Origin of the sequence: Luteimonas composti, assembly GCF_042678665.1 — a bacterium.
Classification (GTDB): Bacteria; Pseudomonadota; Gammaproteobacteria; order Xanthomonadales; family Xanthomonadaceae; genus Luteimonas; species Luteimonas composti.
In genome coordinates this window covers 209,716-232,994 of record NZ_JBHTKU010000001.1, presented here as the reverse complement: position 1 = coordinate 232,994, position 23,279 = coordinate 209,716, and the positions used below count along the sequence as shown (strand labels likewise).

General features: G+C 69.4%; 15 protein-coding genes and 1 tRNA gene. 4 read left to right on the top strand and 12 right to left on the bottom strand.

The window, feature by feature from the left end; all coding sequences use genetic code 11:
* Positions 1–32 precede the first annotated feature (32 nt).
* The 4 genes from ACFQ2D_RS01075 to ACFQ2D_RS01060 all read left to right on the top strand — a co-directional run bounded on the left by ACFQ2D_RS01075 (position 33) and on the right by ACFQ2D_RS01060 (position 6,908).
* Positions 33–1,436 carry a GntP family permease gene (locus tag ACFQ2D_RS01075; RefSeq protein ID WP_280941757.1) on the top strand — a complete coding sequence of 468 codons (1,404 nt, stop codon included), beginning with the start codon at positions 33–35 and terminating at the stop codon, positions 1,434–1,436.
* Between the two features lie 62 nt (positions 1,437–1,498).
* Complete coding sequence (asnB, locus tag ACFQ2D_RS01070) at positions 1,499–3,550, top strand: asparagine synthase (glutamine-hydrolyzing) (RefSeq protein ID WP_342457121.1); 2,052 nt, start codon at positions 1,499–1,501, stop codon at positions 3,548–3,550.
* Positions 3,551–3,592: 42 nt separating this feature from the next.
* Positions 3,593–5,362 (top strand): DUF1800 domain-containing protein, encoded by a 1,770-nt coding sequence (locus ACFQ2D_RS01065; protein ID WP_280941755.1) that lies wholly within the window; start codon positions 3,593–3,595, stop codon positions 5,360–5,362.
* 10 nt (positions 5,363–5,372) lie between these two features.
* Positions 5,373–6,908, top strand: a complete 1,536-nt coding sequence (locus tag ACFQ2D_RS01060; RefSeq protein WP_280941754.1) for a DUF1501 domain-containing protein — start codon at positions 5,373–5,375, stop codon at positions 6,906–6,908.
* A gap of 251 nt (positions 6,909–7,159) precedes the next feature.
* Here the strand turns inward: ACFQ2D_RS01060 and pnp are convergent, their stop codons facing one another.
* The 12 genes from pnp to nuoL all read right to left on the bottom strand — a co-directional run bounded on the left by pnp (position 7,160) and on the right by nuoL (position 22,859).
* Positions 7,160–9,268 (bottom strand): polyribonucleotide nucleotidyltransferase, encoded by a 2,109-nt coding sequence (gene pnp / locus ACFQ2D_RS01055; RefSeq protein WP_280941753.1) that lies wholly within the window; start codon positions 9,266–9,268, stop codon positions 7,160–7,162.
* A gap of 123 nt (positions 9,269–9,391) precedes the next feature.
* Positions 9,392–9,652, bottom strand: a complete 261-nt coding sequence (rpsO, locus tag ACFQ2D_RS01050) for a 30S ribosomal protein S15 (protein ID WP_280941752.1) — start codon at positions 9,650–9,652, stop codon at positions 9,392–9,394.
* Between the two features lie 179 nt (positions 9,653–9,831).
* The gene (gene truB / locus ACFQ2D_RS01045; protein WP_280941751.1) at positions 9,832–10,800 is read right to left on the bottom strand and encodes a tRNA pseudouridine(55) synthase TruB; all 969 of its coding nucleotides are present in this window, start codon (positions 10,798–10,800) and stop codon (positions 9,832–9,834) included.
* A gap of 142 nt (positions 10,801–10,942) precedes the next feature.
* A complete protein-coding gene (rbfA, locus tag ACFQ2D_RS01040; protein WP_280941750.1) occupies positions 10,943–11,281 on the bottom strand; it encodes a 30S ribosome-binding factor RbfA in 339 nt (112 codons plus the stop codon).
* Positions 11,282–11,396: 115 nt separating this feature from the next.
* A complete protein-coding gene (gene infB / locus ACFQ2D_RS01035; protein ID WP_280941749.1) occupies positions 11,397–14,003 on the bottom strand; it encodes a translation initiation factor IF-2 in 2,607 nt (868 codons plus the stop codon).
* Positions 14,004–14,098: 95 nt separating this feature from the next.
* Complete coding sequence (gene nusA, locus ACFQ2D_RS01030; protein ID WP_280941748.1) at positions 14,099–15,610, bottom strand: transcription termination factor NusA; 1,512 nt, start codon at positions 15,608–15,610, stop codon at positions 14,099–14,101.
* A 98-nt stretch (positions 15,611–15,708) separates the two neighbouring features.
* Positions 15,709–16,287: a ribosome maturation factor RimP gene (gene rimP / locus ACFQ2D_RS01025; protein WP_280941747.1), complete on the bottom strand. Its 579-nt coding sequence runs from the start codon at positions 16,285–16,287 to the stop codon at positions 15,709–15,711.
* A 316-nt stretch (positions 16,288–16,603) separates the two neighbouring features.
* Complete coding sequence (locus tag ACFQ2D_RS01020; protein WP_280941746.1) at positions 16,604–17,413, bottom strand: hypothetical protein; 810 nt, start codon at positions 17,411–17,413, stop codon at positions 16,604–16,606.
* A gap of 146 nt (positions 17,414–17,559) precedes the next feature.
* A tRNA-Met gene (locus tag ACFQ2D_RS01015) sits at positions 17,560–17,636 on the bottom strand.
* Between the two features lie 61 nt (positions 17,637–17,697).
* The gene (nuoN, locus tag ACFQ2D_RS01010) at positions 17,698–19,146 is read right to left on the bottom strand and encodes an NADH-quinone oxidoreductase subunit NuoN (protein ID WP_386795506.1); all 1,449 of its coding nucleotides are present in this window, start codon (positions 19,144–19,146) and stop codon (positions 17,698–17,700) included.
* Positions 19,147–19,228: 82 nt separating this feature from the next.
* A complete protein-coding gene (locus ACFQ2D_RS01005; RefSeq protein ID WP_280941744.1) occupies positions 19,229–20,743 on the bottom strand; it encodes an NADH-quinone oxidoreductase subunit M in 1,515 nt (504 codons plus the stop codon).
* Between the two features lie 4 nt (positions 20,744–20,747).
* Positions 20,748–22,859, bottom strand: coding sequence for an NADH-quinone oxidoreductase subunit L (gene nuoL, locus ACFQ2D_RS01000; RefSeq protein ID WP_280941743.1), 2,112 nt, complete (start codon positions 22,857–22,859; stop codon positions 20,748–20,750).
* Positions 22,860–23,279 lie beyond the last annotated feature (420 nt).

The following is a 23,279-nucleotide window of genomic DNA, read 5'->3' as shown; positions in this document are numbered from 1 at the left end:
TTCCGGGCGCCACGCGCCGAAGGCTTACGCACATGGACTTCCTGATCGTGCTCGGCGCGCTGTGCTTCCTGATGCTGGTCGCCTATCGCGGCTACAGCGTCATCCTGTTCGCACCGATCGCGGCGATGGGAGCGGTCCTGCTCAGCGATCCCTCGCTGGTCGCGCCGATGTTCACCGGCCTGTTCATGGACAAGATGGTCGGCTTCCTGAAGCTGTATTTCCCCGTGTTCCTGCTGGGCGCGGTGTTCGGCAAACTGATCGAGATCTCCGGCTTCTCCAAGTCGATCGTGGCCGCCACCATCCGCGTGGTGGGTGCGCAGCGGGCGATGCTGGCGATCGTGCTGGTCTGCGCCCTGCTCACCTACGGCGGCGTGTCGCTGTTCGTGGTGGTGTTCGCGGTCTATCCCTTCGCGGCCGAACTGTTCCGCCAGGGCAACATCCCCAAGCGCCTGATCCCGGGCACGATCGCGCTGGGCGCGTTCACCTTCACCATGGACGCGCTGCCGGGCACGCCGCAGATCCAGAACATCATCCCCACCGCCTTCTTCGGCACGACCGGCTGGGCCGCGCCGGTGCTGGGCACGCTGGGCGGCGTGTTCATCCTGGTCGTGGGCATGAGTTACCTGGAATGGCGCCGCCGCGCCGCCCAGGCCGCCGGCGAAGGCTATAGCGACGCGGCGACCCTGCTCAACGAACCGGCGCCGTTCGCCGGCGAGCGCCTGGCGCATCCGCTGGTCTCGCTGCTGCCCCTGCTGCTGGTGGGCGTGAGCAACCTGCTGTTCACCCGCTGGATCCCGGCGCTGTACGGCGCCAGCCATGCGTTCGTGCCGGCCGTGGTCGGCAATCCGGCCCCGGTGGTGCAGGAAGTGCCCAAGGTCGCGGCGATCTGGGCGGTGCAGGGCGCGCTGCTGGTCGGCATCGCCACCATCCTGGTGTTCGCCTGGAAGCCGGTGCTGGCGAGCTTCGCCGAAGGCACGAAGTCGGCGATCGGCGGCGCCCTGCTGGCCTCGATGAACACGGCCTCCGAATACGGCTTCGGCGCGGTGATCGCGGCCCTGCCCGGCTTCCTGGTGGTGGCCAACGCGCTGGGCGCGATTCCCGACCCGCTGGTCAACGAGGCGGTCACGGTAACCGCCCTGGCCGGCATCACCGGCTCGGCCTCGGGCGGCATGAGCATCGCGCTGGCGGCGATGGCCGAAACGTTCATCGCCAACGCCGACGCGGCGGGCATCCCGATGGAGGTCCTGCACCGCGTAGCTTCGATGGCCTCGGGCGGCATGGACACCCTGCCGCACAACGGCGCGGTGATCACCCTGCTGGCCGTGACCGGCCTGACCCACCGGCAGTCCTACAAGGACATCTTCGCCATCACCCTGATCAAGACCGCCGCGGTGTTCGTGATCATCGGCCTGTTCTACGCCACCGGACTGGTCTAGCGCGACGCTGGCCTCCGGCGTCGCCGGATCACGTTTGAAAGGGTGCGATCGGTGCGCCCGCGGTGCGCCGGTCGACGGGGGGACAGGCATCGGGCAGCGGCAGGCGGCCAGGCCGCGACCCCGCATCGCCCCTTGCCGAGAAGCACGCCGTGTGTGGAATTGCCGGAATCGTGCGCTTCGACGGAGCCCCCGTCAGCGCCGACAGCGTTGCCCTGTTGACCGACCTGATCGCGCACCGCGGCCCTGACGATGCCGGCGTGCACGTCGACGGCCACGTCGGCCTCGGGCATCGCCGGCTGAGCATCGTCGACCTGTCGCCGGCAGGCCACCAGCCGATGCCCAGCGGCGACCGCTCGCTGTGGATCGTCTTCAACGGCGAGATCTACAACCACCAGGCACTGCGCGTGGAACTGCAGGCGCTGGGCCACGGCTTCCGCTCGACCACCGACACCGAAGTCATCCTCGCCGCCTACCGGCAGTGGGGCGAGGCCTGCGTGCGGCGCTTCGAGGGCATGTGGGCGTTCGCGATCTGGGAGCCGGCGCGGCAGCGCCTGTTCTGTTCGCGCGACCGGCTCGGGATCAAGCCGTTCTACTACGCGCTCACCCCGGCGGGCTTCGCGTTCGGCTCGGAGATCAAGGCGGTGCTGGCCAGCGGCCTGGTGCCGGTGCGCCCGAACCACGAGGCGCTGCGCCTGCAGCTGCTCTACCGGGCGCGCGCCAGCAACGAGACCACCTGCTTCGACGGCGTGCTGCAGCTGCCGCCGGCGCACAACGCCGTGCTCGAGGGCGGCCGCCTGCTGCGTTCGCGCTACTGGAACGCGGAAGACGCGCTGGCCCGGCGCGGCGATGGCGGCGGCGACCACGCGGCCCGGTTCCGCGAGGAGATCGCGCGCGCGGTCCAGTCGCACCTGCGCAGCGACGTGCCGGTCGGCGCCTGCCTGAGCGGCGGCCTGGACTCCGGCACCCTGGTGGCGCTGGCCGCGCGCGAGACCACATCGCCGCTGCGCACCTTCTCGGTCACCTACCCGGGCACGGTCCACGACGAGTCGCGCTACATCCAGGCGCTGCGCGGGCAGGTCGGCAATCTGGCCGGCACCGACACCTCGCCCGACGGCCGCGACCTGATCGACGTGCTGGAACGCTCGACCTGGCACTACGAGGAACCGGTCTGGGGCGGCAGCGTCTACTCGTGGTGGCAGGTGATGAAGTCGGTCAATGCCGGCGGCATCAAGGTCGTGCTCAACGGCCAGGGCGCCGACGAGCTGCTGGCCGGCTATCCGCGCTATTACCCGACCTACCTGCGCCAGCTGCTGCTGTCCGGGCGCGCGGGCGCGCTGCGGCGCAACTTCGAGGGTTTCCGCGCCCAGCAGGGCGACCTGTCGCGGCTGGGGCTGCTGCGCGAACTGGCCACGCCGTTCTGGCCGGACTGGTTGCGCCGCGCGGCGCGGGTTGCCGGCCGCGGCACCGCGTTCGACGATGGTTTCCTTTCGCCGGAACTGCGCGCGATGTCGTCCCCGGCGGCCGAGGCCCTGGCCCGTCGCGCGTTCTCCGACCTCGACGCCCACCTGCTCAGCGACCTCACCGTCACCCGCCTGCCGGAACTGCTGCAGGCCGAGGACCGTTTCAGCATGGCGTTCTCGATCGAGAGCCGGGTCCCGTTCCTGGACCGGGCCTTCGTCGAGTACGGCATCGCCCTGCCCGCGGCGCAGAAGATCGAGGGCGGCACGACCAAGGTCGTGCTGCGCGAGGCCATGCGCGGCATCGTGCCCGACGCCACCCTCGACCGGCGCGACAAGCAGGGCTATCCGACCCCGGCCAACGAGTGGCTGCGCAGCTACGGCGTCGAGTACGCAGGCGACCTCATCGGCTCGCGGGCCTTCCGCGAGCGCGGGGTGTTCGACCCCCCGGCCGCCACCGCGGCGTTCGAGCGCTGGCGTCGCGGCCAGGTCCCGCTGGCCGGCCTGTGGACCTGGCTGTCGGCGGAGAACTGGTTCCGCCAGTACGTCGATACCCCGGTCGCCGGCTGGCCCCGCCATGCGCGCGCCGCGAGCCTGGCCCCTGCCGGCGCCAACCGCACAGGGACTGTGCCCGAAGTCACATCCGCCGCCGGATAACGCGGATACTCTCCGCGGCAGGGGATCTGACAAGGACATCGTATGCACCCAGGCCTCTCCCAGGCGGAGCGCGCCGCGCTGGAGCGCGCGCATCGCGAACGTTATGGACTGACCGGGGCGCCGCGCTACCAGCGCGCGCCCAAGGCCGTTGCCGCCCCCCCCGGCGCCGGGCCCGGCCTGGAGAAAGCCTCCCCCCGCCGCCTGCTCACCCTGCCCACGCCGCCGTTCGCGGTGCGTGCGCTCAACCGGATGAGCTATGGCGCGACGCCCGAATCGATCGCCGAGTTCAACGCCCTGGGCGACACCGACCGGGCCCGCCTGACGGCATGGGTCGACCGGCAACTCGCTCCCGACACCATCGACGACAGCGCGGTGGACCAGCGTCTGGTCGACGCCGGCTACACCACGCTCAAGAAGAGCCTGGCCAGGCAGTGGCGCGATCACGTCCGCGGCGATGTGGAGTATGCCGAGCGGATGCGGCCGGGCTGGGAGGTGCAGCGCGAAGCCCTGGTGCGCGCGGTGTTCTCGCAGCGACAGCTGTTCGAGGTGGCGACCGCCTTCTGGCACGACCATTTCAACGTGATGGTCAGCGACTACGACTGCTGCCCGGTCTATGGCCATTACGACCGCAACGTGATCCGCGCCAACGCCTTGGGCAACTTCCGCAGGATGCTGGAGCACGTGGCGCGCAGCACGGCGATGATGATCTACCTCGACAACAAGTCGAACCGCCGCTCCGGCCCCAACGAGAACTTCGCCCGCGAACTGCTGGAGCTGCACACCTTCGGCGCGGAAAACTACCTGGGCTTCATGGATCCGTTCGAGGTGCCGCCCTGCCCCGAGGATCCGGACTACCCGATCGGCTACACCGACATCGACGTCTACGAGACGGCCGCCGCGTTCACCGGCTGGACGATCAACAACAACCATTGGGAATTCACCCATCCCGAGAAGGACAACGGCGGCTTCTACTACCACGCCGACTGGCACGACTCGGGCCCCAAGTTCGTGCTCGGGCGCTTCATCTACCCCGAGCGTCCCGCGCTGCAGGACGGCCGCGACATCCTCGACCGCATCGCCAGCCACCCGCGCGTGGCGCGTTTCATCTGCCGCAAGCTGGTGCGCCGCTTCGTGGCCGACGACCCGCCGCAGGTGCTGGTCGACAGCGCGGCCGCGGTGTTCCGCGCCAACTGGCAGCACTCCCAGCAGATCAAGCGGACCCTGCGCCACATCCTGCTGTCGGACGAGGCGCAGCACGCCTGGGGCCGCAAGACGCGCCGTCCGTTCGAGGCGGTAGCCGCCACCCTGCGCGTACTCGGCTGCCAGTGGACCTATCGTATCGACGAGAACCGCAGCAACGACCTCAACTGGCGCATGGGTTTCACCGGCCACCAGCCCTACGACTGGGCCGCGCCCAACGGCTATCCCGACGTGGCCACGGCCTGGTCGGGCGCCAGCACCCTGGGCATGACCTGGAAGCTGCAGAACTGGCTGACGGAAACCAACAACGTGGCCGGCGACGGCAAGCTGCTGCCGCTGCTGGAGATCACGCGCGCTGGCCTGCGGCCCTCGCTGTGGACAGCGAACCGCCTGGTCCAGTTCTGGTGCCAGCGGATCCTGGGCTACCAGCCGACCGCGCAGCGCCTGGCCGTGCTGCGCGGCTTCATGGCCCAGAACGGCGATCCGGCCACCTATGTCATCGAGGACACCAATACCTGGGCGCAGAACGATCTCAAGCGGCACTACAACCACGAGCGCCTGCGCAGCATGGTGTCGCTGATCCTGATGTCGCCCGAATTCCTGAGCCGCTGAGGACGAGACCATGACCATCGAACTCGATCGCCGCGGCTTCCTCAAGGGCTGCTGCGCCACCGCCGCGGTCGGCGCGGCCAGCCCGGCCCTGTTCTTCGGCGGCCATGCCCATGCTGCGGTCAACGGCTACGACACCATCGTGCACGTGTTCCTGCGCGGCGGCATCGACGGCCTGAACCTGGTCCTGCCGGTATCCGGCAACGACCGCACCTACTACGAGCAGGCCCGACCGGACATCAAGGTGCCGGTCAGCGGCGAGAACGCAGCCCTCCCGCTCACCCTGGCCAACGGTTCGGCCACCGGCTTCGGCCTGCACGGCGCGGCCACCGGGCTGCGCGACATCTGGGTCGACGGCAAGCTCGCCATCGTGCACTGCTGCGGCATGCAGACCGCGGTAACGCGCAGCCACTTCGACGCCCAGCAGTACCTGGACTTCGGCACGCCAGGCACCAAGGGCAACGGCACCGGCTGGCTGGCGCGCGCCTGGGAGACCCAGCCCGGCGCCTCCCCATCGGTGGTCATGCCTGCCCTGGCCGTCAACAGCCGCCTGCCGGCGAACCTGCTCGGCGCCACCCAGGCGCTGACCATGGGCAGCCCGACCGACCTGGTCCTCAACGGCGGCTCCTGGGCCTGGCAGCGGGCGCGCGACAACTCGCCGGCGGGCTTCAAGGGCGTCAACGAAACGCTGGCCGAGATGTGGCGCGGCAACGTGGGCATCGAGCACAGCGGCCGCGCCGCCGATGCCGCGCTGCGCACCGTGGCGCAGCAGCCCTACAACGCGACCCTGCCGACGGGCTGGCCCACTACGACGTTCGCCCGCCAGCTGTGGACGGTGGCGCAGTCGATCCGCTTCAACCTGGGGCTGCGCTACGCCGCACTGGACGTGGGCGGCTGGGATACCCACGAGAGCCAGGGCAGCAACGGCGGCGGCTATTACCAGGGCCGCGTGGCGGACCTGTCGCAGGCGCTGGCGGCGTTCTACGGCGAGCTGGCCGCGACCGGTGAAATGGCGCGGGTGACGGTGGTCATCCAGTCCGAGTTCGGTCGGCGCGTGCGCGAGAACGGCAGCGGCGGCACCGACCACGGCTACGGCAACCCGCTGCTGGTCCTGGGCGGTCCGGTGAACGGGCGGCGCTTCTACGGCACCTGGCCGGGACTGCACCCGGAAATCCTCTCGCCGTACTTCGGCGACGTGCCGGTCACCACCGACTTCCGCCGCGTGTTCACAGAGCTGCTGCAGCAACGCATGGGCCATACCCGGACCGCCGACGTCTTCCCCGGTTACACCGGCTACAGCGCGCTCGGCATGTTCGCCTCGACCGGTGCCTCCGCGGCCGCGCCCCAGCCGGCGCGCCAGGCGCCGGAACCGGCGCTGTCGAGCATCCGGACGACATCGGGCCCAGCGCCGGCGCCGGCAGGCGAGGTCCCGGCCGCGACGCCGATCCGCCACCGCCGCGGGACGGTGCGCATGCCCACCCGGCTCTCGCAGCCGCTGCTGCGCCTGCGCCTGAAGCTCTACCGGCTGATGCAGCAGCACCGGCTGTAGCCGCGCCGGGGCGGGCCTCGCGCCCGTCCCGGCCCCAGCCGATTCCGTGATCCTCGCCCGGCGCGTTGGCGCGGCGGCGATCTTCGCCGCAGGCGACGCTCGCGCAGGACACCCGCGGCTCCGGCGGAGTCGCCCGATGCACGCGCATGGCATCGCGTACGTGGCGATCCACCGCGCTCTTTCGGAGCTTTTCCCCGCACAAAGAAAAAGCGGGCCGAAGCCCGCTTTTCCATGCGAACGGTGGTCGCGCCTTACTCGGCGGACACGCCCTCGCCTTCTTCCACGGCCTTCATCGACAGGCGGATGCGGCCCTGCTTGTCGACTTCCAGCACCTTGACCTTGACCACGTCGCCTTCCTTGAGCTTATCGGAGACCTTCTCGACGCGCTCGTTGGAGATCTGCGAGACGTGCACCAGGCCGTCCTTGCCCGGCAGGATGGTGACGAACGCACCGAAGTCCATGATCTTGGCGACCTTGCCCTCGTAGATCCGGCCGGGCTCGACGTCCGAGGTGATCTGCTCGATGCGCGCCTTCGCGGCCTGGGCGGCGGCGGCGTTGACCGAGGCGATGACGATGGTGCCGTCGTCCTGGATGTCGATCTGGGTGCCGGTTTCCTTGGTGATCGCCTGGATCGTCGAACCGCCCTTGCCGATCACTTCGCGGATCTTGTCGGGGTGGATCTTGATCGTCAGCAGGCGCGGGGCGAACTCGCTCAGCTCGGTGCGCGGCGCGGTCAGCGCGTTGGCCATTTCCTTGAGGATGTGCAGGCGGCCCTGCTTGGCCTGGGCCAGCGCGACCTTCATGATCTCCTCGGTGATGCCCTGGATCTTGATGTCCATCTGCAGGGCGGAAATGCCGTTCTCGGTACCGGCGACCTTGAAGTCCATGTCGCCCAGGTGGTCCTCGTCGCCGAGGATGTCCGACAGCACCACGAACTCGTCGCCTTCCTTCACCAGGCCCATCGCGATGCCAGCGACCGGCGCCTTGATCGGCACGCCCGCGTCCATCAGCGCCAGCGAGGAACCGCAGACCGAGGCCATCGACGAGGAACCGTTCGACTCGGTGATCTCCGAGACCACGCGGATCGTGTACGGGAACTCCTCCATCGACGGCATCACCGCCAGCACGCCGCGCTTGGCGAGGCGGCCGTGGCCGATCTCGCGGCGCTTCGGGCCCATCATGCGGCCGGCTTCACCGACCGAATAGGGCGGGAAGTTGTAGTGGAACAGGAAGTGTTCCTTGTACTCGCCGGCGACCGCGTCGATCACCTGGCCGTCGCGGGCGGTGCCGAGGGTCACGGCGACGATCGCCTGGGTCTCGCCGCGGGTGAACAGCGCCGAGCCGTGCACGCGCGGCAGGATGCCGACCTTCGAGGTGATCGGGCGGACGGTGTCCAGCGCGCGGCCGTCGATGCGGACCTTGGTCTTGAGGACCGATTCGCGCATGGTCTGGTACTCCTGCTCGCCGAATTCCTTCGACAGCTCGCCGGCGGACCAGGCGTTGGCTTCGGCGTGCGGGGTCAGCGCCTCGAGGATCGCCTTCTTGAGCTTGGAGATCGCGTCGCGGCGCTCGAGCTTGTCGCGCACCTGGAAGGCGCTGGCCAGCTGCTCGCCGACCGCGGTGCGGATCGCCGAGACCAGGCCTTCGTTGGCGGCCGGCGGCTGCCAGTCCCACTTCGGCTTGCCGGCTTCGGCCACCAGTTCGTTGATGGTGGCGATCGCGACCTGCATCTGCTGGTGGCCGAACATCACCGCGCCCAGCATCACTTCTTCCGACAGCTCCTTCGCTTCGGACTCGACCATCAGCACCGCGTTGGCGGTACCGGCCACGACCAGCTCCAGGTCCGAATCGGCCAACTCGCTGGTGGTGGGGTTGAGCAGGTACTGGCCGGCCTTGTAGCCGACCTTGGCGGCGCCGATCGGGCCGTCGAACGGCGCGCCCGACAGCGACAGCGCGGCGGAGGCGCCGATCAGGGCGAGGATGTCGCCGTCGACTTCCGGGTTCATCGACATCACGGTGGCGATGATCTGGACTTCGTTGCGGAAGCCGTCCGGGAACAGCGGGCGGATCGGCCGGTCGATCAGGCGCGAGATCAGCGTCTCCTTCTCCGTCGCGCGGCCCTCGCGCTTGAAGAAGCCGCCCGGGATGCGGCCACCGGCGTAGAACTTCTCCTGGTAATCGACGGTGAGCGGGAAGAAATCCTGCCCTTCACGCGCGGTCTTGTTGGCCACGGCGGTGACCAGCAGGACGGTGCCCTCGCACGAGACCACCACCGCGCCGCCGGCCTGGCGGGCGATCTCGCCGGTCTCGAGCGTGATCGTCTGATTGCCGTACTGGAAGCTCTTGGTAACTTTTGCCACTTTGGATTTCCTTGATGACTCTTTCGATGGACCGGCCAGGACCCCTGTCCCGGTCGGGCGGCCGCGTCCACCACGGCCAAAAAAGAACCGCGGCGCATCGCTGCGCCGCGGCGGTGGTCTGGCTTAGCGACGCAGGCCGAGTTTCTCGATCAGCGCCTTGTAGCGCGCCACGTCCTTGCGGTGCAGGTAGTCGAGCAGGCTGCGGCGGCGGTTGACCATCTGCAGCAGGCCGCGCCGGCTGTGGTGGTCCTTCTTGTGCGTCTTGAAGTGCTCGGTCAGGTGCACGATGCGGGCGGTGAGCAGGGCCACCTGCACTTCCGGCGAGCCGGTGTCGTTGGTGCCGCGCGCGTGTTCCTGGATGATCTTGCTGTTGTCGATGGACATGATTGCCTCTGGTCACGAAACCCGCAGACCACGTCGCCGCATCATCGACGCCGGCGTCGTACCGCAAGGGTCCGTCATGGGATGGAGGGAAGGCCGATGGCCCGCCCGGGCTGGATGGAACGCTGAAGTGCTTGAAAAAAGCCGTGGAATTGTAGCCGCTGGCGGCCACCCGGACAAGGTCAGCGGGCCCCGCCGGCCGCGGCCTCGACCGCCCATGTGAACAGCCGCTGGGGCCGCAGGGCACCGTCGACCACCTCGCCCAGCCCCAGCGCCCGGCCGCGCGGACCGAATACCGCCACGCTGCCCGGCGGGTGGAAGTCCCCGTTCACGACCTGGCCCCGGCCCAGCCGCAGGGCCTGGGCCTCGTCCAGGTCCACCGGTGGCCAGGACGCCATGCCGCGTTCCAGCGGCAGCAGGCAGGCGAGCAGGCAGTGGTCGCCGCGGGCGGCCAGCGCCTGCAGCTCGTCCAGGGTCCACATCCGCGGATCGCGGAACGGATCCACCCACAGGCGCCGCAGTTCGGCCACGTGGGCGCCGCAGCCCAATGCCTCGCCCAGGTCGCGGACCAGGCTGCGCACGTAGGTGCCCGATCCGCACTCGACGTGCAGGCGCAGCTGCGGGGGGACCCCGTTCAGGTCGTCGAGCAGGTCGCTGGCGGATTCGAGCCGGAATTCGTGCACGTCGACCGGGCGCGGCTCCACCTCGACCGGTTCGCCGCGACGGGCCTTGGCGTACAGCGGCTCGCCGCCGCGTTTGAGCGCCGAATAGATCGGCGGCCGCTGCTGGATGCGCCCGGTCAGGGCGGCCAGCGCGGCGTCGATGCCGGGGATGCGCAGCGCCGGCACGGGACGCTCGCGCAGCGGCTGGCCGTCGGCATCGTCGGTGTCGGTGACCACGCCCAGCCGCGCGACCGTGTCGTAGGCCTTGCGCGCACCGAGCAGGCCGCCGGCGATCTTGGTCGCCTCGCCGAAGCACACCGGCAGCAGGCCGGTGGCGAGCGGGTCCAGGCTGCCGGTGTGGCCGGCCTTCTCCGCCCGGAACAGGTGGCGCACGCGCTGCAGCGCCTGGTTGGAACTCAGCCCGCGCGGCTTGTCGAGCAGCAGGATGCCGTCGAGTTTCCTGAACTTCGTGCGGGGGCGGGAGGTCATTCGATGGGATTGTAGGAGGCGGGGGTCGGCCGTGCCCGTCGGTCACCGGCCGTCGCGGCGTGGGGCCCGGGATCCGTCCCGCCCTGCCGGCCGGCGCGCACGCCCGCGGGCAGGCGCGACCGCCGCGGCATTCCCCCGGACGCTACAGGTCGCGCAGCAGCTGGTCGATGCGCTCGCCGCGATCGACCGAATCGTCGTAGTGGAAGTGCAGCTCGGGCACGTGCCGCAGCTTCACCGCCCGCGCCAGGCGGAAGCGGATCTCGTGCGCGATCGCCTTCAGTCCCTTGACCGCCTCGGTCGCGCGCTCGGACTGCAGCGCGGTCACGAATACCTTGGCATGCGCCAGATCGCGGGTGACCTCGACGTCCGACACGCTGACCGACGGCAGGCCGTGCTCGGCCACCGCCTCGCGCACCAGCGTGCCCAGCTCCCTGCGGAGCTGCGCGGCGATACGGTCGGTGCGGGAGAAGGATTTCGTCATCTTGGGTGATTCGCGATTCGTGACTGGTGATTCGGAAGGGCAAGGCGTCGGATCCCGGTGGTGATCGTGTCCTTGCGAATCACGAATCACCAATCACGCGCTGTAACGCAGGGCGTTACAGCGTCCGCTGCACCTCGATGCGCTCGAAGCACTCGATCTGGTCGCCCGGGCGGACGTCGTTGTACGCCTTGACCGCGATGCCGCACTCGGTGCCGTTGCGCACTTCCTCGACGTTCTCCTTGAAGCGGCGCAGCGATTCGAGTTCGCCCTCGAACACCACCGTGTTGTCGCGCAGCACGCGGATCGGGCGGTTCTTGCGGACCACGCCCTCGACCACCATCGAACCGGCCACCGCGCCGAACTTCGAGCTGCGGAACACGTCGCGCACCTCGGCGATGCCGATGATCTCCTCGCGGATCTCCACGCCCAGCAGGCCGGACGCCACCTGCTTCACCTGGTCGATCACGTCGTAGATGATCGAGAAATAGCGCAGGTCCAGGCCGCTGTTCTCGATGACCTTGCGCGCCGACGCGTCGGCACGGACGTTGAAGCCGATGATGGTGGCCTTGGCGGTGGCCGCGGCGTTGGCGTCGGACTCGGTGATGCCGCCCACGCCCGAGACGATCACGTTGATCCGGATCTGCTCGTTCGACAGCGCGGTCAGCGCCTGGCGCAGCGCCTCCACCGAACCCTGCACGTCGGCCTTGATGACCAGGTTGAGCTGCTGCTGCGCCTCGCCCTGGCCCATCTGGGCCATGATGTCTTCCATGCGGTTGCCGGCCTGCGCCACCAGGCGCAGCTCGCGGCGCTTGGTCTCGCGCTGCTGGGCGACGTCCTTGGCCAGGCGCTCGTCGGCGACCACGACGAAGTCGTCGCCCGCGTCCGGCACGCCGGACAGGCCCAGCACCTGCACGGGGATCGACGGGCCGGCGGCCTGGACCTGCGAGCCGGTCTCGTCGAACAGCGCACGCACGCGGCCGAACTGCACGCCGCACACCAGGTAGTCGCCCCTCGAAAGCAGGCCCTGCTGCACCAGCACGGTCGCGACCGGGCCGCGGCCCTTGTCCAGCGAGGATTCGATGACCGTGCCCGTGGCCCGGCCCTCGGCCACGGCGCGCAGTTCCAGCACCTCGGCCTGCAGCGAGATCGCGTCGAGCAGGTTGTCCACGCCCTGCCCGGTCTTGGCCGACAGCGGCACCATCTGGGTGTCGCCGCCGAAGTCCTCGGCCACCAGGTCGTGGGCCAGCAGTTCGTTCTTGATCCGCTCCGGGTCGGCGTCGGACTTGTCGACCTTGTTGATCGCCACGATCAGCGGCACCTTGGCCGCCTTCGCGTGCTGGATCGCCTCGATCGTCTGCGGCATCACGCCGTCGTCGGCCGCGACCACCAGCACCACGATGTCGGTCAGCTTGGCGCCGCGCGCGCGCATCGAACTGAAGGCCGCGTGGCCGGGCGTATCCAGGAAGCTGATGACGCCCTTGTCGGTCTCGACGTGGTAGGCGCCGATGTGCTGGGTGATGCCGCCGGCCTCGCCGGTGGCGATCTTGGTGCGGCGGATGTAGTCCAGCAGCGAGGTCTTGCCGTGGTCCACGTGGCCCATGATGGTGACCACCGGCGGACGCGCCACCGCGTCGCCCTGCACGTCCTCGACGTGGGCGAGCAGCTCGGACTCGGCGTCGTTGGCCTCGGCCGCGACCGCCTTGTGGCCGAGTTCCTCGACCACCAGCACGGCGGTGTCGTGGTCGATGGTCTGGGTGATGGTGGCCATCACGCCCATCTTGAACAGCGCCTTGACCACGTCGCCGCCCTTGAGCGCGAGCTTCTGCGCCAGGTCGGCCACGGTGATCGCCTCGCCGATCGCCACTTCGCGCACCACCGGCGCGGTCGGGCGTTCGAAGCCGTGGGGACCGCCGCCGCTGCGCGACTGCTCGAGGTGGCGGCGCGGCTTGGGCTTGTTGCCCCGCGTGCTGCTGCGGCGCGCCCGCTCGGACGGGCTCAGGTGCAGCTGGCCGGCGAAACGCGCGGTGCTGTCGTCGTCCTCGACGCCCGCCACCATCGCATGCGAACCGCGGTTGCCCTTGTGCTTGGGACCGGTGCCGCGGTCGTGCGCCGGCGCCGGCTTCGGATGGCCATGGCCGTGGCCATGGGCCGGCTTGCGCGCTGCCACATCTGCCTCGGGCGTGGCGACGGCCTGCTCGGCCTCCTTCCGCAGACGTTCGGCCTCGGCCTCTTCCTGGCGCTTGCGCTCGGCGGCTTCCTCGGCGCGGCGACGGTCCTCCTCGGCCAGGCGCTGCTGCTCGGAGAGATTGCGCTGGCGCGACTCCTCGAGCTTGCGCAGGATCTCGGCCTGCTCGTCGTTCACCGGCGCGGCGGGCGCGGCCGCGGTGTCCTCGGCCTCGGCGGCCGCCGGCTTGACCAGGGTGACCTTGCGGCGCACCACCACATCGACGGTCGAGCGGTTCTTGCCGCCGCCGACGGTCAGCTCCTGCTTGCGCGTGCGGCTGAGCGTGATCTTCTTCGGCGCGACGGCCTCTTCGGCCGGCTTGTCGTCCTTGCCGTGGGTGCGGCGCAGGAAGCCGAGCAGCTTGACCTTCTCGGTGCTGGTGACGACCTGGTCCGGGTCGCTGAACGCCATGCCGGCTTCGGACAGCTGTTCCAGCAGCTTCTCCACCGGCGTGTTGACCAGGGCGGCGAGCTTGCGGATGGTGGTTTGTTGCGACATTCGGGTCCTATGCTCTGTTTGGCGCCCCCTCGCCGAGAGCAAGGGAAGCGCGGATTCTAAGCCCTGATCGGTGCAGGGCAGCGTTCATCGCGGGATCATTCGCCGCGCTCCAGGCGGGCGATCTCCTCGGCGCGTGCGGCCAGGATCAGCGCCGCGGCACGCTCGGCATCCAGCCCGTCGATGCCGAATTCCACCACTTCGTCGGCGGCCAGGTCGGACAGGTCCTCGCTGGTGCGCACGCCGTGCGCGGCCAGCGCGTAGGCGGTCTCGTCGTCCATGCCTTCCAGCGCCAGCAGGTCCTCGGCCGGCGCATTCTCGTCCAGCTCCTCCTCGACCGCGAGCGCGTCGTTGAGCAGGGCGTCGCGGGCGCGGGCGCGCAGTTCCTCGACGATGTCCTCGTCGAAGCCCTCCACCGCCAGCAGTTCGCCGACCGGCACGTAGGCGATTTCCTCGACCGTGCCGAAGCCTTCCGACACCAGGATGCCGGCGATCTCCTCGTCGACCTCGAGCTTTTCCTGGAACAGGGCGCGGGCGGCGGCCTGCTCGGCCTCCGACTTCGCGGTGACCTGGTCCTGGGTCATCACGTTCAGCTGCCACCCGGTCAGGCGGCTGGCGAGGCGCACGTTCTGGCCGCCCTTGCCGATCGCCTGGGCCAGCTTGTCCTCGGCCACGGCCAGGTCCATCGAGTGCTTGTCCTCGTCGACGACGATCGACTGCACCTCGGCCGGGGCCATGGCGTTGATCACGAACTGGGCCGGGTTGTCCGACCACAGCACGATGTCGACGCGCTCGCCGTTGAGCTCGTTGCTCACCGCCTGCACGCGCGAACCGCGCATGCCGATGCAGGCGCCGATCGGATCGGTGCGGTTGTCGTAGGCGATCACGGCGATCTTGGCGCGGTCGCCCGGATCGCGCGCGCAGGCCTTGATCTCGACCAGGCCCTGGCCGACTTCCGGCACTTCGAGCTTGAACAGCTCCATCATGAACTCGGGCGCGGCGCGGCTGATGAACAGCTGCGGGCCGCGCGGCTCGCTGCGCACGTCGAACAGGTAGCCGCGGATGCGGTCGCCGGCGCGCACGATGTCGCGCGGGATCGCCTTGTCCTTGGGGATGAAGGCTTCGGCGTTGCCGCCGAGGTCGACATACACGTTGCCGCGCTCGACGCGCTTGACCACGCCCGTCACCAGCTCGCCGACGCGATCCTTCCACGCGTCCACGACCTGCTGGCGCTCGGCCTCGCGCACGCGCTGCACGATCACCTGCTTGGCGGCCTGGGCGGCGATGCGGCCGAAATCGACGTTCTCGATCTGCTCTTCGATGTAGTCGCCCACTTCGACGCCCTCGACCTCGTCGACGGCGTCCATCAGGCGGATCTGGCGGTCGGGCGATTCCATCACCACGTCGTCGGCCACCACTTCCCAGCGGCGGAAGGTCTCGTAGCTGCCGTCCTTGGGGTCGATCGACACGCGGGTCAGCACGTCCTGGTCGAGGTAGCGCTTCTTCGCCGCGGTGGCCAGCGCAGCCTCGATCGCCTCGAGGATCACCGACTCCGGCACGCCTTTTTCGTTGGCGACCGCGTCCACGACCAACAACAGTTCTTTGCTCATCTGTGTAAGACCTCTGAAAACCGGCTTGACCTAGTCATCGCTCCGGGCGCGGTGCCCGGTCCCTCTCCCGCGCCGGCGTCGGCCGGCGCGGCGGAAATTCATTTGCGCTTCGGCTTCGTGGCGCCCTTGCCCGCCGCCTTGCGTCCCGGCTTGCCGGGGCGCGCATCGCCGGGCAGTTCGCGCGCGGGTCCATAGCCCAGCGCCGCCCAGTCGGGCACCAGCCGCGCCTTGTCGATGTTGTCCACCGACACCTCGATCGGCTGGCCATCGACGTCGAACACGATCGTGCCGCCGTCGACCGAGACGATGGTGCCGGTCAGGCGCCGGCGCCCGTCCTGCGGCAGCTTCAGCCCCACCTTGGCGCGCTCGCCGGTGAAGCGCGCGAACTGCGCGGCGTCGAACAGCGGGCGGTCCACGCCGGGCGAGGACACCTCGAGCGTGTAGTTGCCCTGGATCGGGTCCTCCACGTCGAGCTGCGCGGACACTTCGCGGCTGACCGCCTCGCACTCCTCGATGCCGACGTGGCGGGCGTCGGCTTCGGCCTCGGGCACGTCGATGTACAGGCGCACCACCGAACCGCCCGGCGCGGGCAGGTATTCGATGCCCAGCAGCTGCAGGCCGAGGGCCTCGACCGTGGGCGCGAGCAGCGCGCTGATCTGTGTCGCCTTGTCCGTCACGTCGCGTCGTTGAACCTGTTCAAATCGCCGGAAACAACAAAGGGCCCGATGGGCCCCTTGTCCTGAATGTCCGGCCTGGGCCGGATTTCGGCATCGCGGCAAGCCTGCCCCGATGAAGCCCGGTTTCCCGGCACCGTCCGCGGGCTTCAGCGCCGGCGGTGGCCCGGTGAAACTGGTCGCGGGAGCGCGCTCCATCCCCTGCGGTCGGTACCTTGCAGGGTGAGGCTGCGCTGCGCGAGCCGGGAATCATACCGGCTTTCGGCCCCCGATCCAACCGGGCCGCCCCACGCGCGGCCATGGCGGGCCCGCCCCGCCCTCAGCCGAAGGGCGTGAAGCCCGCGGGCGCGGCACCGGCGTGGCGCGCCGGGGCCTGCAGTTCCACGTAGCTGGCAGGACTGGACACGTTGCCGCCGACCCGGATGGGCGCGGCGCCCCCGAGGACCAGGGTCGGCCTCAGGCCCTTGGCCGGATCGCCGCCGCCGGCCCAGCCGCGGGCGCCGGCGAGCTTCATCCAGACCGCGCGCGACTCCGCGTCCACCGCCAACTGCACCACGATCCGCTGGCCTGGGGTTCCGGGCAGGTCCGCCAGTTCCAGCTTCACCTCGCCCGGCAGGCCGTAATTGGCATAGGCGACCACGGCCCAGGCCGAAACCGCCTGCGCCGACGCGCCGGCTGCACCGTAGCTGCGGCCTGGATGGGCATCGTTGCGCAGCAGTTCGGGGCGCTCGCCCCACAGCGACACTCCGACCGCGTGCTCGCCGCCGTGGAACAGCACCGCCTCGACGTAGGCGCGCCCGCGCAGCGGCCTGCCGGCGAAGGCCGCGCCGACCAGGTCGGGCCCGGTGGTACTCAGGCGGGTGCCGTCACGGGTCACCCGGGCGTGCGCGTTGGCATGCTGCAGGCGGATCGCGCCCGCGGAAGCACCGGCTGCGACGGCGGCATTACCGGTCGGTGTCGCGGCGGCCCGCGGCGTCGCCGCGACATCGCCGCATGTGGACCAGGCCGACAGCAACAGCACGGCGATGAGTGCGACACGCAAACGGACCATCCGGATCTCCCCCTGAAACACAACGCCGGCCATGCATCGCGACGGCGGCGTCCATCGCAGACCGGCGGCGCGATGCACGGCACTCCGATCCGACGCGGCGCGGGACCGGACGGCCCGGACTCCGCGCATCCGGCGCAGCGCAACGCCGACCGGATACGAAAAAGGCGACCCCGTTGCCGGGGCCGCCTCTTCGTCGCCTGCGTGCTCGTCTACGCAGACAGTGTTGGTAGCGGGGGCAGGATTTGAACCTGCGACCTTCGGGTTATGAGCCCGACGAGCTGCCAGACTGCTCCACCCCGCATCAGAAGCGGAATTATGACGACGTGCGGTTTTTTTCGCAAGCCCCCGGACTGAACGGATGCTCAGGCGAACGCCGCCTGGCACCACGACATGATCGGGCTCCAGAACAGGCCAAGGCCGAGCAACGCCAGCGCGTTGAGCGAGAACACCGCCTGCAGCGCGCCGCCGCGCACGGTCACCGGCTCGCCGGAGGGCTGGTCGAAGTACATGACCTTGATGACGCGGAGGTAGTAGAACGCGCCGATCACCGCGAACACCACGCCGACGATCACCAGCCACATCAGGTCGGCCTCGAGCGCCGCGCGCAGCACCGCGACCTTGGCCCAGAACCCCAGCAGCACGGGCACGCCCGCCAGCGAGGCCATGATGAGCAGCACCAGGCCCGCCATCCACGGATTGCGCGCGTTCAGCCCGCGGAAATCCTCGATGCGGTCGGCCTCGAAGCCCTTGCGCGCCAGCATCACGATCGCGCCGAACGCCGCCACCGACATGATCGCGTAGCTGATCGCATAGAACATCGCCGCCGCGTAGCCCTCGCTGCCGCCGGCCGCCAGGCCGAGGAACATGAAGCCCACGTGCGAGATCGTCGAGTACGCGAGCATGCGCTTGAGGTTGGACTGCGCGATCGCGAACAGGTTGCCCACGGCCAGCGACGCCGCCGCCAGCACCGCCAGCAGCAGCTGGATCTGCTCGTAGTTCGGCCCCAGCGCGATGTCGAGCATGCGCCAGGTCATGCCGAAGGCCGCGACCTTGGGCGCCGAACCGATGAACAGCGCGATCGGGGTCGGCGCGCCGTGATAGGTATCGGGCAACCACATGTGGAACGGCGCCGCGCCGAACTTGAAGGCGATGCCCACCACCACGAACACCGTGCCGGTCAGCAGCAGGGTGCGGTCGGTGCCGGACACGGCGTAGGCCGCGTCGCGGATGCCGGCCAGGTCGAGCGTGCCGGTGGCGCCGTAGACCAGGGTCATGCCGTACAGGAGCAGGCCAGAGGCCAGCGAACCGAGCACGAAGTACTTCATCGCGGCCTCGGAGGCCAGCGGGCTGTCGCGGTCGGTGGCGACCAGCGCGTAGGAGCACAGGGCCAGCAGTTCGAGGCCCACGTACACCATGGTCATGCTGCCGGCCGAAACCAGCAGCATCATGCCGGCGACCGAGAACAGCACCAGCACCGCCACCTCGCCCTTGTACAGGCCGCGTTCGCGCAGGAACGGCCAGATGTAGCCCATCGCCAGCGCGCTCACCACCAGCAGCACCAGCTTCATCACGTCCGCGCCCTCGTCGCGCACGAACATGCCCGAGAGCGTGGTGCCCTGCCCGCCTACGTCGAACCAGACCAGGACGGCGGCGGCGGCCAGGGTCACGATCGCCAGCGCGTGGGTGACGACGCGGCGGCGGTCGTCCAGGAACAGGTCGAGCATCAGCAGCGCGAATGCGCCGAAGACCACGAGCAGCTCGGGCGCCAGCGGCGCCAGCTCGGCGAAGGAGCGAACGGGAGGGGGCGTCATCGCGGTCGTCATCACTGCATGCTTTCCTTGGAGGCCGCGCGGGCCACCGTCTTTCCGTCCAGGCGGGGTGCCACGCGCCGGGTCACAGCTTGCTGGCCGAGATGTGGGTGGCCAGCTGCGCGATCGCCGGGTCCATCAGGTCGATCAGCGGCTTGGGGTACACGCCGATCGCCACGGTGCCGATCGCGAACACGCCCAGCACCAGCCACTCGCGGCCGTTGATGTCCTTGAGTTCGGCGACGTGGGCGTTGCCGACCTCGCCGAACATCACCCGCTTCACCAGCCACAGCGAGTAGCCCGCGCCGATGATCAGGGTCAGCGCCGCGGTGAAGGCGATCATCGGATGGTGCTGGAAGCTGGCCAGGACCACCATGAACTCGCCGACGAAGCCCGAGGTGCCCGGCAGGCCGGAGTTGGCCATCGCGAACAGCACCATGAAGAAGGTGAACCAGGGCATGACGTTCGCGACGCCGCCGTAGTCGCGGATCATGCGGGTATGCATGCGGTCGTACAGCACGCCGACGCAGGAGAACATCGCGCCGGAGATGAAGCCGTGCGAGATCATCTGCACCATCGCGCCCTGCAGGCCCAGGCGCGCCGCGTCCTCGCCGCCGCCGACGTCGCGCATCAGCGCGAAGGCGATGAAGGTGCCGAGGGTGACGAAGCCCATGTGCGAGACCGACGAATACGCGATCAGCTTCTTCATGTCCTCCTGGACCAGCGCCACCAGGCCGACGTAGACCACCGCGATCAGCGACAGCGCGATGACCAGCCAGGCCCACTCGTGGCCGGCGTCGGGCGTGATCGGCAGGCTGAAGCGCAGGAAGCCGTAGCCGCCGATCTTGAGCATGATCGCCGCCAGGATCACCGAGCCGCCGGTCGGCGCCTCCACGTGCGCGTCCGGCAACCAGGTGTGCACCGGGAACATCGGCACCTTCACCGCGAACGCGGCGAGGAAGGCGAAGAACAGCCACATCTGCTCGCTGGCGGTCAGGCGCAGCGCGTACAGGTCCGGCAGCTGCCAGCTGCCCGCCTTCAGGTACAGGTAGATCAGGCCGACCAGCATGAAGATCGAGCCGAGGAAGGTGTACAGGAAGAACTTGATCGACGCGTACACGCGCCTCGGGCCGCCCCAGACGCCGATGATGATGAACATCGGAATCAGCATGGCCTCGAAGAAGACGTAGAACAGCAGCGCGTCCACGGCCGAGAACACGCCGATCATCAGGCCTTCGAGGATCAGCATCGCGCCGTAGTACTGGCTCACGCGCCGGTCGATCGAGGTCCAGGCGCCGACCAGCACCAGCGCGGTGGTCAGTGCGGTCAGGATGATCAGCGCGATCGAGATGCCGTCCGCGCCCAGGTGGTACTGGATGTCGTAGGCCGGGATCCACTCGCGGCGCTCGAGGAACTGCAGGCCGGTGGCGGCATAGTCGAAGCCGGTGAACAGCGGCAGGCTCAGCAGGAACACCGCCACGGCGATGGCCAGCGACAGCCAGCGTGCGCCGGAGGCGCGCTTGTCGCCGAGCGCGAGCACGGCGGCACCGCCGAAGATCGGCAGCCAGATCAGGAGACTCAGGAGGGGCCAGTTCTGCACGGTGTCAGGTCCAATGGCGGATCAGCACGGCCAGGAGCACGATCAGGCCGACGATCATCGCGAACGCGTAGTGGTAGAGGTATCCGGTTTGCATGCGGCGGATCAGCCCGGCGGAGAAGTCCACCACCCGGGCGGCGCCGTTGACGAGCACGCCGTCGATCAGCTTGCCGTCGACCTCGCGCGAGCCGCGGCCCAGCAGCAGGCCGCCGCCGGCGAAGCCCTTGATCCACAGGTCGTCGAAGCCGTACTTGTTCTCGAGCACGCGGATCGGACCGCGCAGCGCGTGCGCCACCTTCAGCGCCAGGCCGGGTCGCCACACGTACATCAGGGTGGCGAGCAGGAAGCCGGCGAAGGTCAGCCAGAACGCCGGGGTCAGGAAGCCGTGCAGCGCGAACGCGACCGGGCCGTGCCACAGGGTGTCCTTGAGCTGCGCCATCACGTCGTGGGCGGCGAGCACCTCGATCGCGCCGGCGAAGAACGGCGTGCCCTGCTCGTGGCCGCTCCAGTCGGTGCCGAACAGCATCGGGCCGGCGGTGAAGAAGCCGATCAGGATCGACGGGATCGCCAGCAGCACCAGCGGCAGGGTCACCACCCAGGGCGACTCGTGCGGCTCGTGCACGCCGTGGTGCCCGTGGTCGTGGTGGCCGTGACCGTCGTCGTGCAGCGGCTCGTGGTGCGTCTCCTGGCCGTGCGCGTCGTGCGTCGCATGCTCGCTGGACGCGTGCGCGTGGCGGAAGCGCTCCTCGCCGAAATAGGTCAGGTACAGCAGGCGGAAGCTGTAGAACGAGGTCACGAAGGCGCCCAGCAGCACTGCCCAGAAGCCGTAGGTTCCCACCCAGCCGCGGCCGTCGGCGGCATGCCTGGCGGCCTCGATGATGGTGTCCTTGGAGTAGTAGCCGCTGAAGAACGGCGTGGCCACCAGCGCCAGCGTGCCGATCACGGTGGTCCAGAACGTGATCGGCATGTACTTGCGCAGGCCGCCCATCTTGCGCATGTCCTGCTCGTGGTGCATGCCGATGATGACCGAGCCGGCGGCCAGGAACAGCAGGGCCTTGAAGAAGGCGTGGGTCATCAGGTGGTACACGGCCGCCGAATAGGCCGATACGCCCAGCGCGACGGTCATGTAGCCCAGCTGCGACAGCGTCGAATACGCAACCACGCGCTTGATGTCGGTCTGCACCATGCCGATCAGGCCGGTGAAGAACGCCGTGGTGGCACCGATGAAGAGCACGAAGTCGAGCGCGGTCATGCTCAGTTCGAACACCGGCGACATGCGCGCGACCATGAAGATGCCCGCCGTGACCATGGTGGCGGCATGGATCAGCGCCGAGATCGGGGTCGGGCCTTCCATCGAGTCGGGCAGCCACACGTGCAGCGGCACCTGCGCGGACTTGCCCATGGCGCCGATGAACAGGCAGATGCAGATCACCGTGGCCACCGACCACTCGGTCGAGCCGACGATCTGGATGGTGCGTCCGTCGAGCACCTCGCCGGCGCGGCCGAACACGGTGGCGTAGTCGAGGCTGCCGAAGTACCACATCACCGCGGCGATGCCGAGCAGGAAGCCGAAGTCGCCCACGCGGTTGACCAGGAAGGCCTTGAGGTTGGCGAACACCGCGGTCGGGCGCTTGAACCAGAACCCGATCAGCAGGTACGACACCAGGCCCACCGCTTCCCAGCCGAAGAACAGCTGCAGGAAGTTGTTGCTCATCACCAGCATGAGCATCGAGAAGGTGAACAGCGAGATGTAGCTGAAGAAGCGCTGGTAGCCCGGATCCTCGGCCATGTAGCCGATGGTGTAGACGTGCACCAGCAGCGAGACGAAGGTCACCACCACCATCATCATCGCGGTGAGGTTGTCGACCAGGAAGCCGACGTGCGCGGCGTAGTTGCCCACCTCGAAGAAGGTGTAGACGTTGGCGTTGTAGGGCGCGGCGCCCTGCGCCACCAGCTGCCACAGCACGTAGCCCGACAGCGCGCAGCTGACCGCGACGCCGAGGATCGTGGCGGCATGCGCACCGGCGCGGCCGATCTGCCGGCCGAAGAAGCCCGCCAGGATCGCACCCAGCAGCGGCGCCAGCACGATGATCAGCAGGTGGGTTGTGGAAATCGCCATGTCTTGTCCATTACCGGAGTCGTACCGTCTTCACTGCCCCGGGGTGGTCGATGCGCGCGCCGCGGCACGCGTACCCGGTATTCGAATTGTCACTGCGGCCATCCGTGGCGGTACCGCCTGGGCTCCGGGGAGCCCGCCACCCAGCCATCCTGGCCGGGCGTTCGCCGATGCGCGCGCCAGTGGCGCGCGTACCTGGTGTTCGAATTGTCACTGCAGCCATCCGTGGCGGTACAACGCGGGCTCCGGAGAGCCCCTGCCCGGCCATCCTGGCCGGGCGTTCGCCGATGCGCGCGCCAGTGGCGCGCGTACCTGGCGTTCGGATTGTCACTGCAGCCATCCGTGGCGGTACAACGCGGGCTCCGGAGAGTCCTGCCCGGCCATCCATGGCCGGGCGTTCGCCGATGCGCGCGCCAGTGGCGC

Bases quoted from the DNA above. Each gene is read 5' to 3' on its own strand.
- ACFQ2D_RS01075 (WP_280941757.1), top strand. From the start codon at position 33: ATGGACTTCCTGATCGTGCTCGGCGCGCTGTGCTTCCTGATGCTGGTC.
- ACFQ2D_RS01065 (WP_280941755.1), top strand. From the start codon at position 3,593: ATGCACCCAGGCCTCTCCCAGGCGGAGCGCGCCGCGCTGGAGCGCGCG.
- ACFQ2D_RS01060 (WP_280941754.1), top strand. From the start codon at position 5,373: ATGACCATCGAACTCGATCGCCGCGGCTTCCTCAAGGGCTGCTGCGCC.
- rpsO (WP_280941752.1), bottom strand. From the start codon at position 9,652: ATGTCCATCGACAACAGCAAGATCATCCAGGAACACGCGCGCGGCACC.
- truB (WP_280941751.1), bottom strand. From the start codon at position 10,800: ATGACCTCCCGCCCCCGCACGAAGTTCAGGAAACTCGACGGCATCCTG.
- rbfA (WP_280941750.1), bottom strand. From the start codon at position 11,281: ATGACGAAATCCTTCTCCCGCACCGACCGTATCGCCGCGCAGCTCCGC.
- infB (WP_280941749.1), bottom strand. From the start codon at position 14,003: ATGTCGCAACAAACCACCATCCGCAAGCTCGCCGCCCTGGTCAACACG.
- nusA (WP_280941748.1), bottom strand. From the start codon at position 15,610: ATGAGCAAAGAACTGTTGTTGGTCGTGGACGCGGTCGCCAACGAAAAA.
- nuoN (WP_386795506.1), bottom strand. From the start codon at position 19,146: ATGACGCCCCCTCCCGTTCGCTCCTTCGCCGAGCTGGCGCCGCTGGCG.
- nuoL (WP_280941743.1), bottom strand. From the start codon at position 22,859: ATGGCGATTTCCACAACCCACCTGCTGATCATCGTGCTGGCGCCGCTG.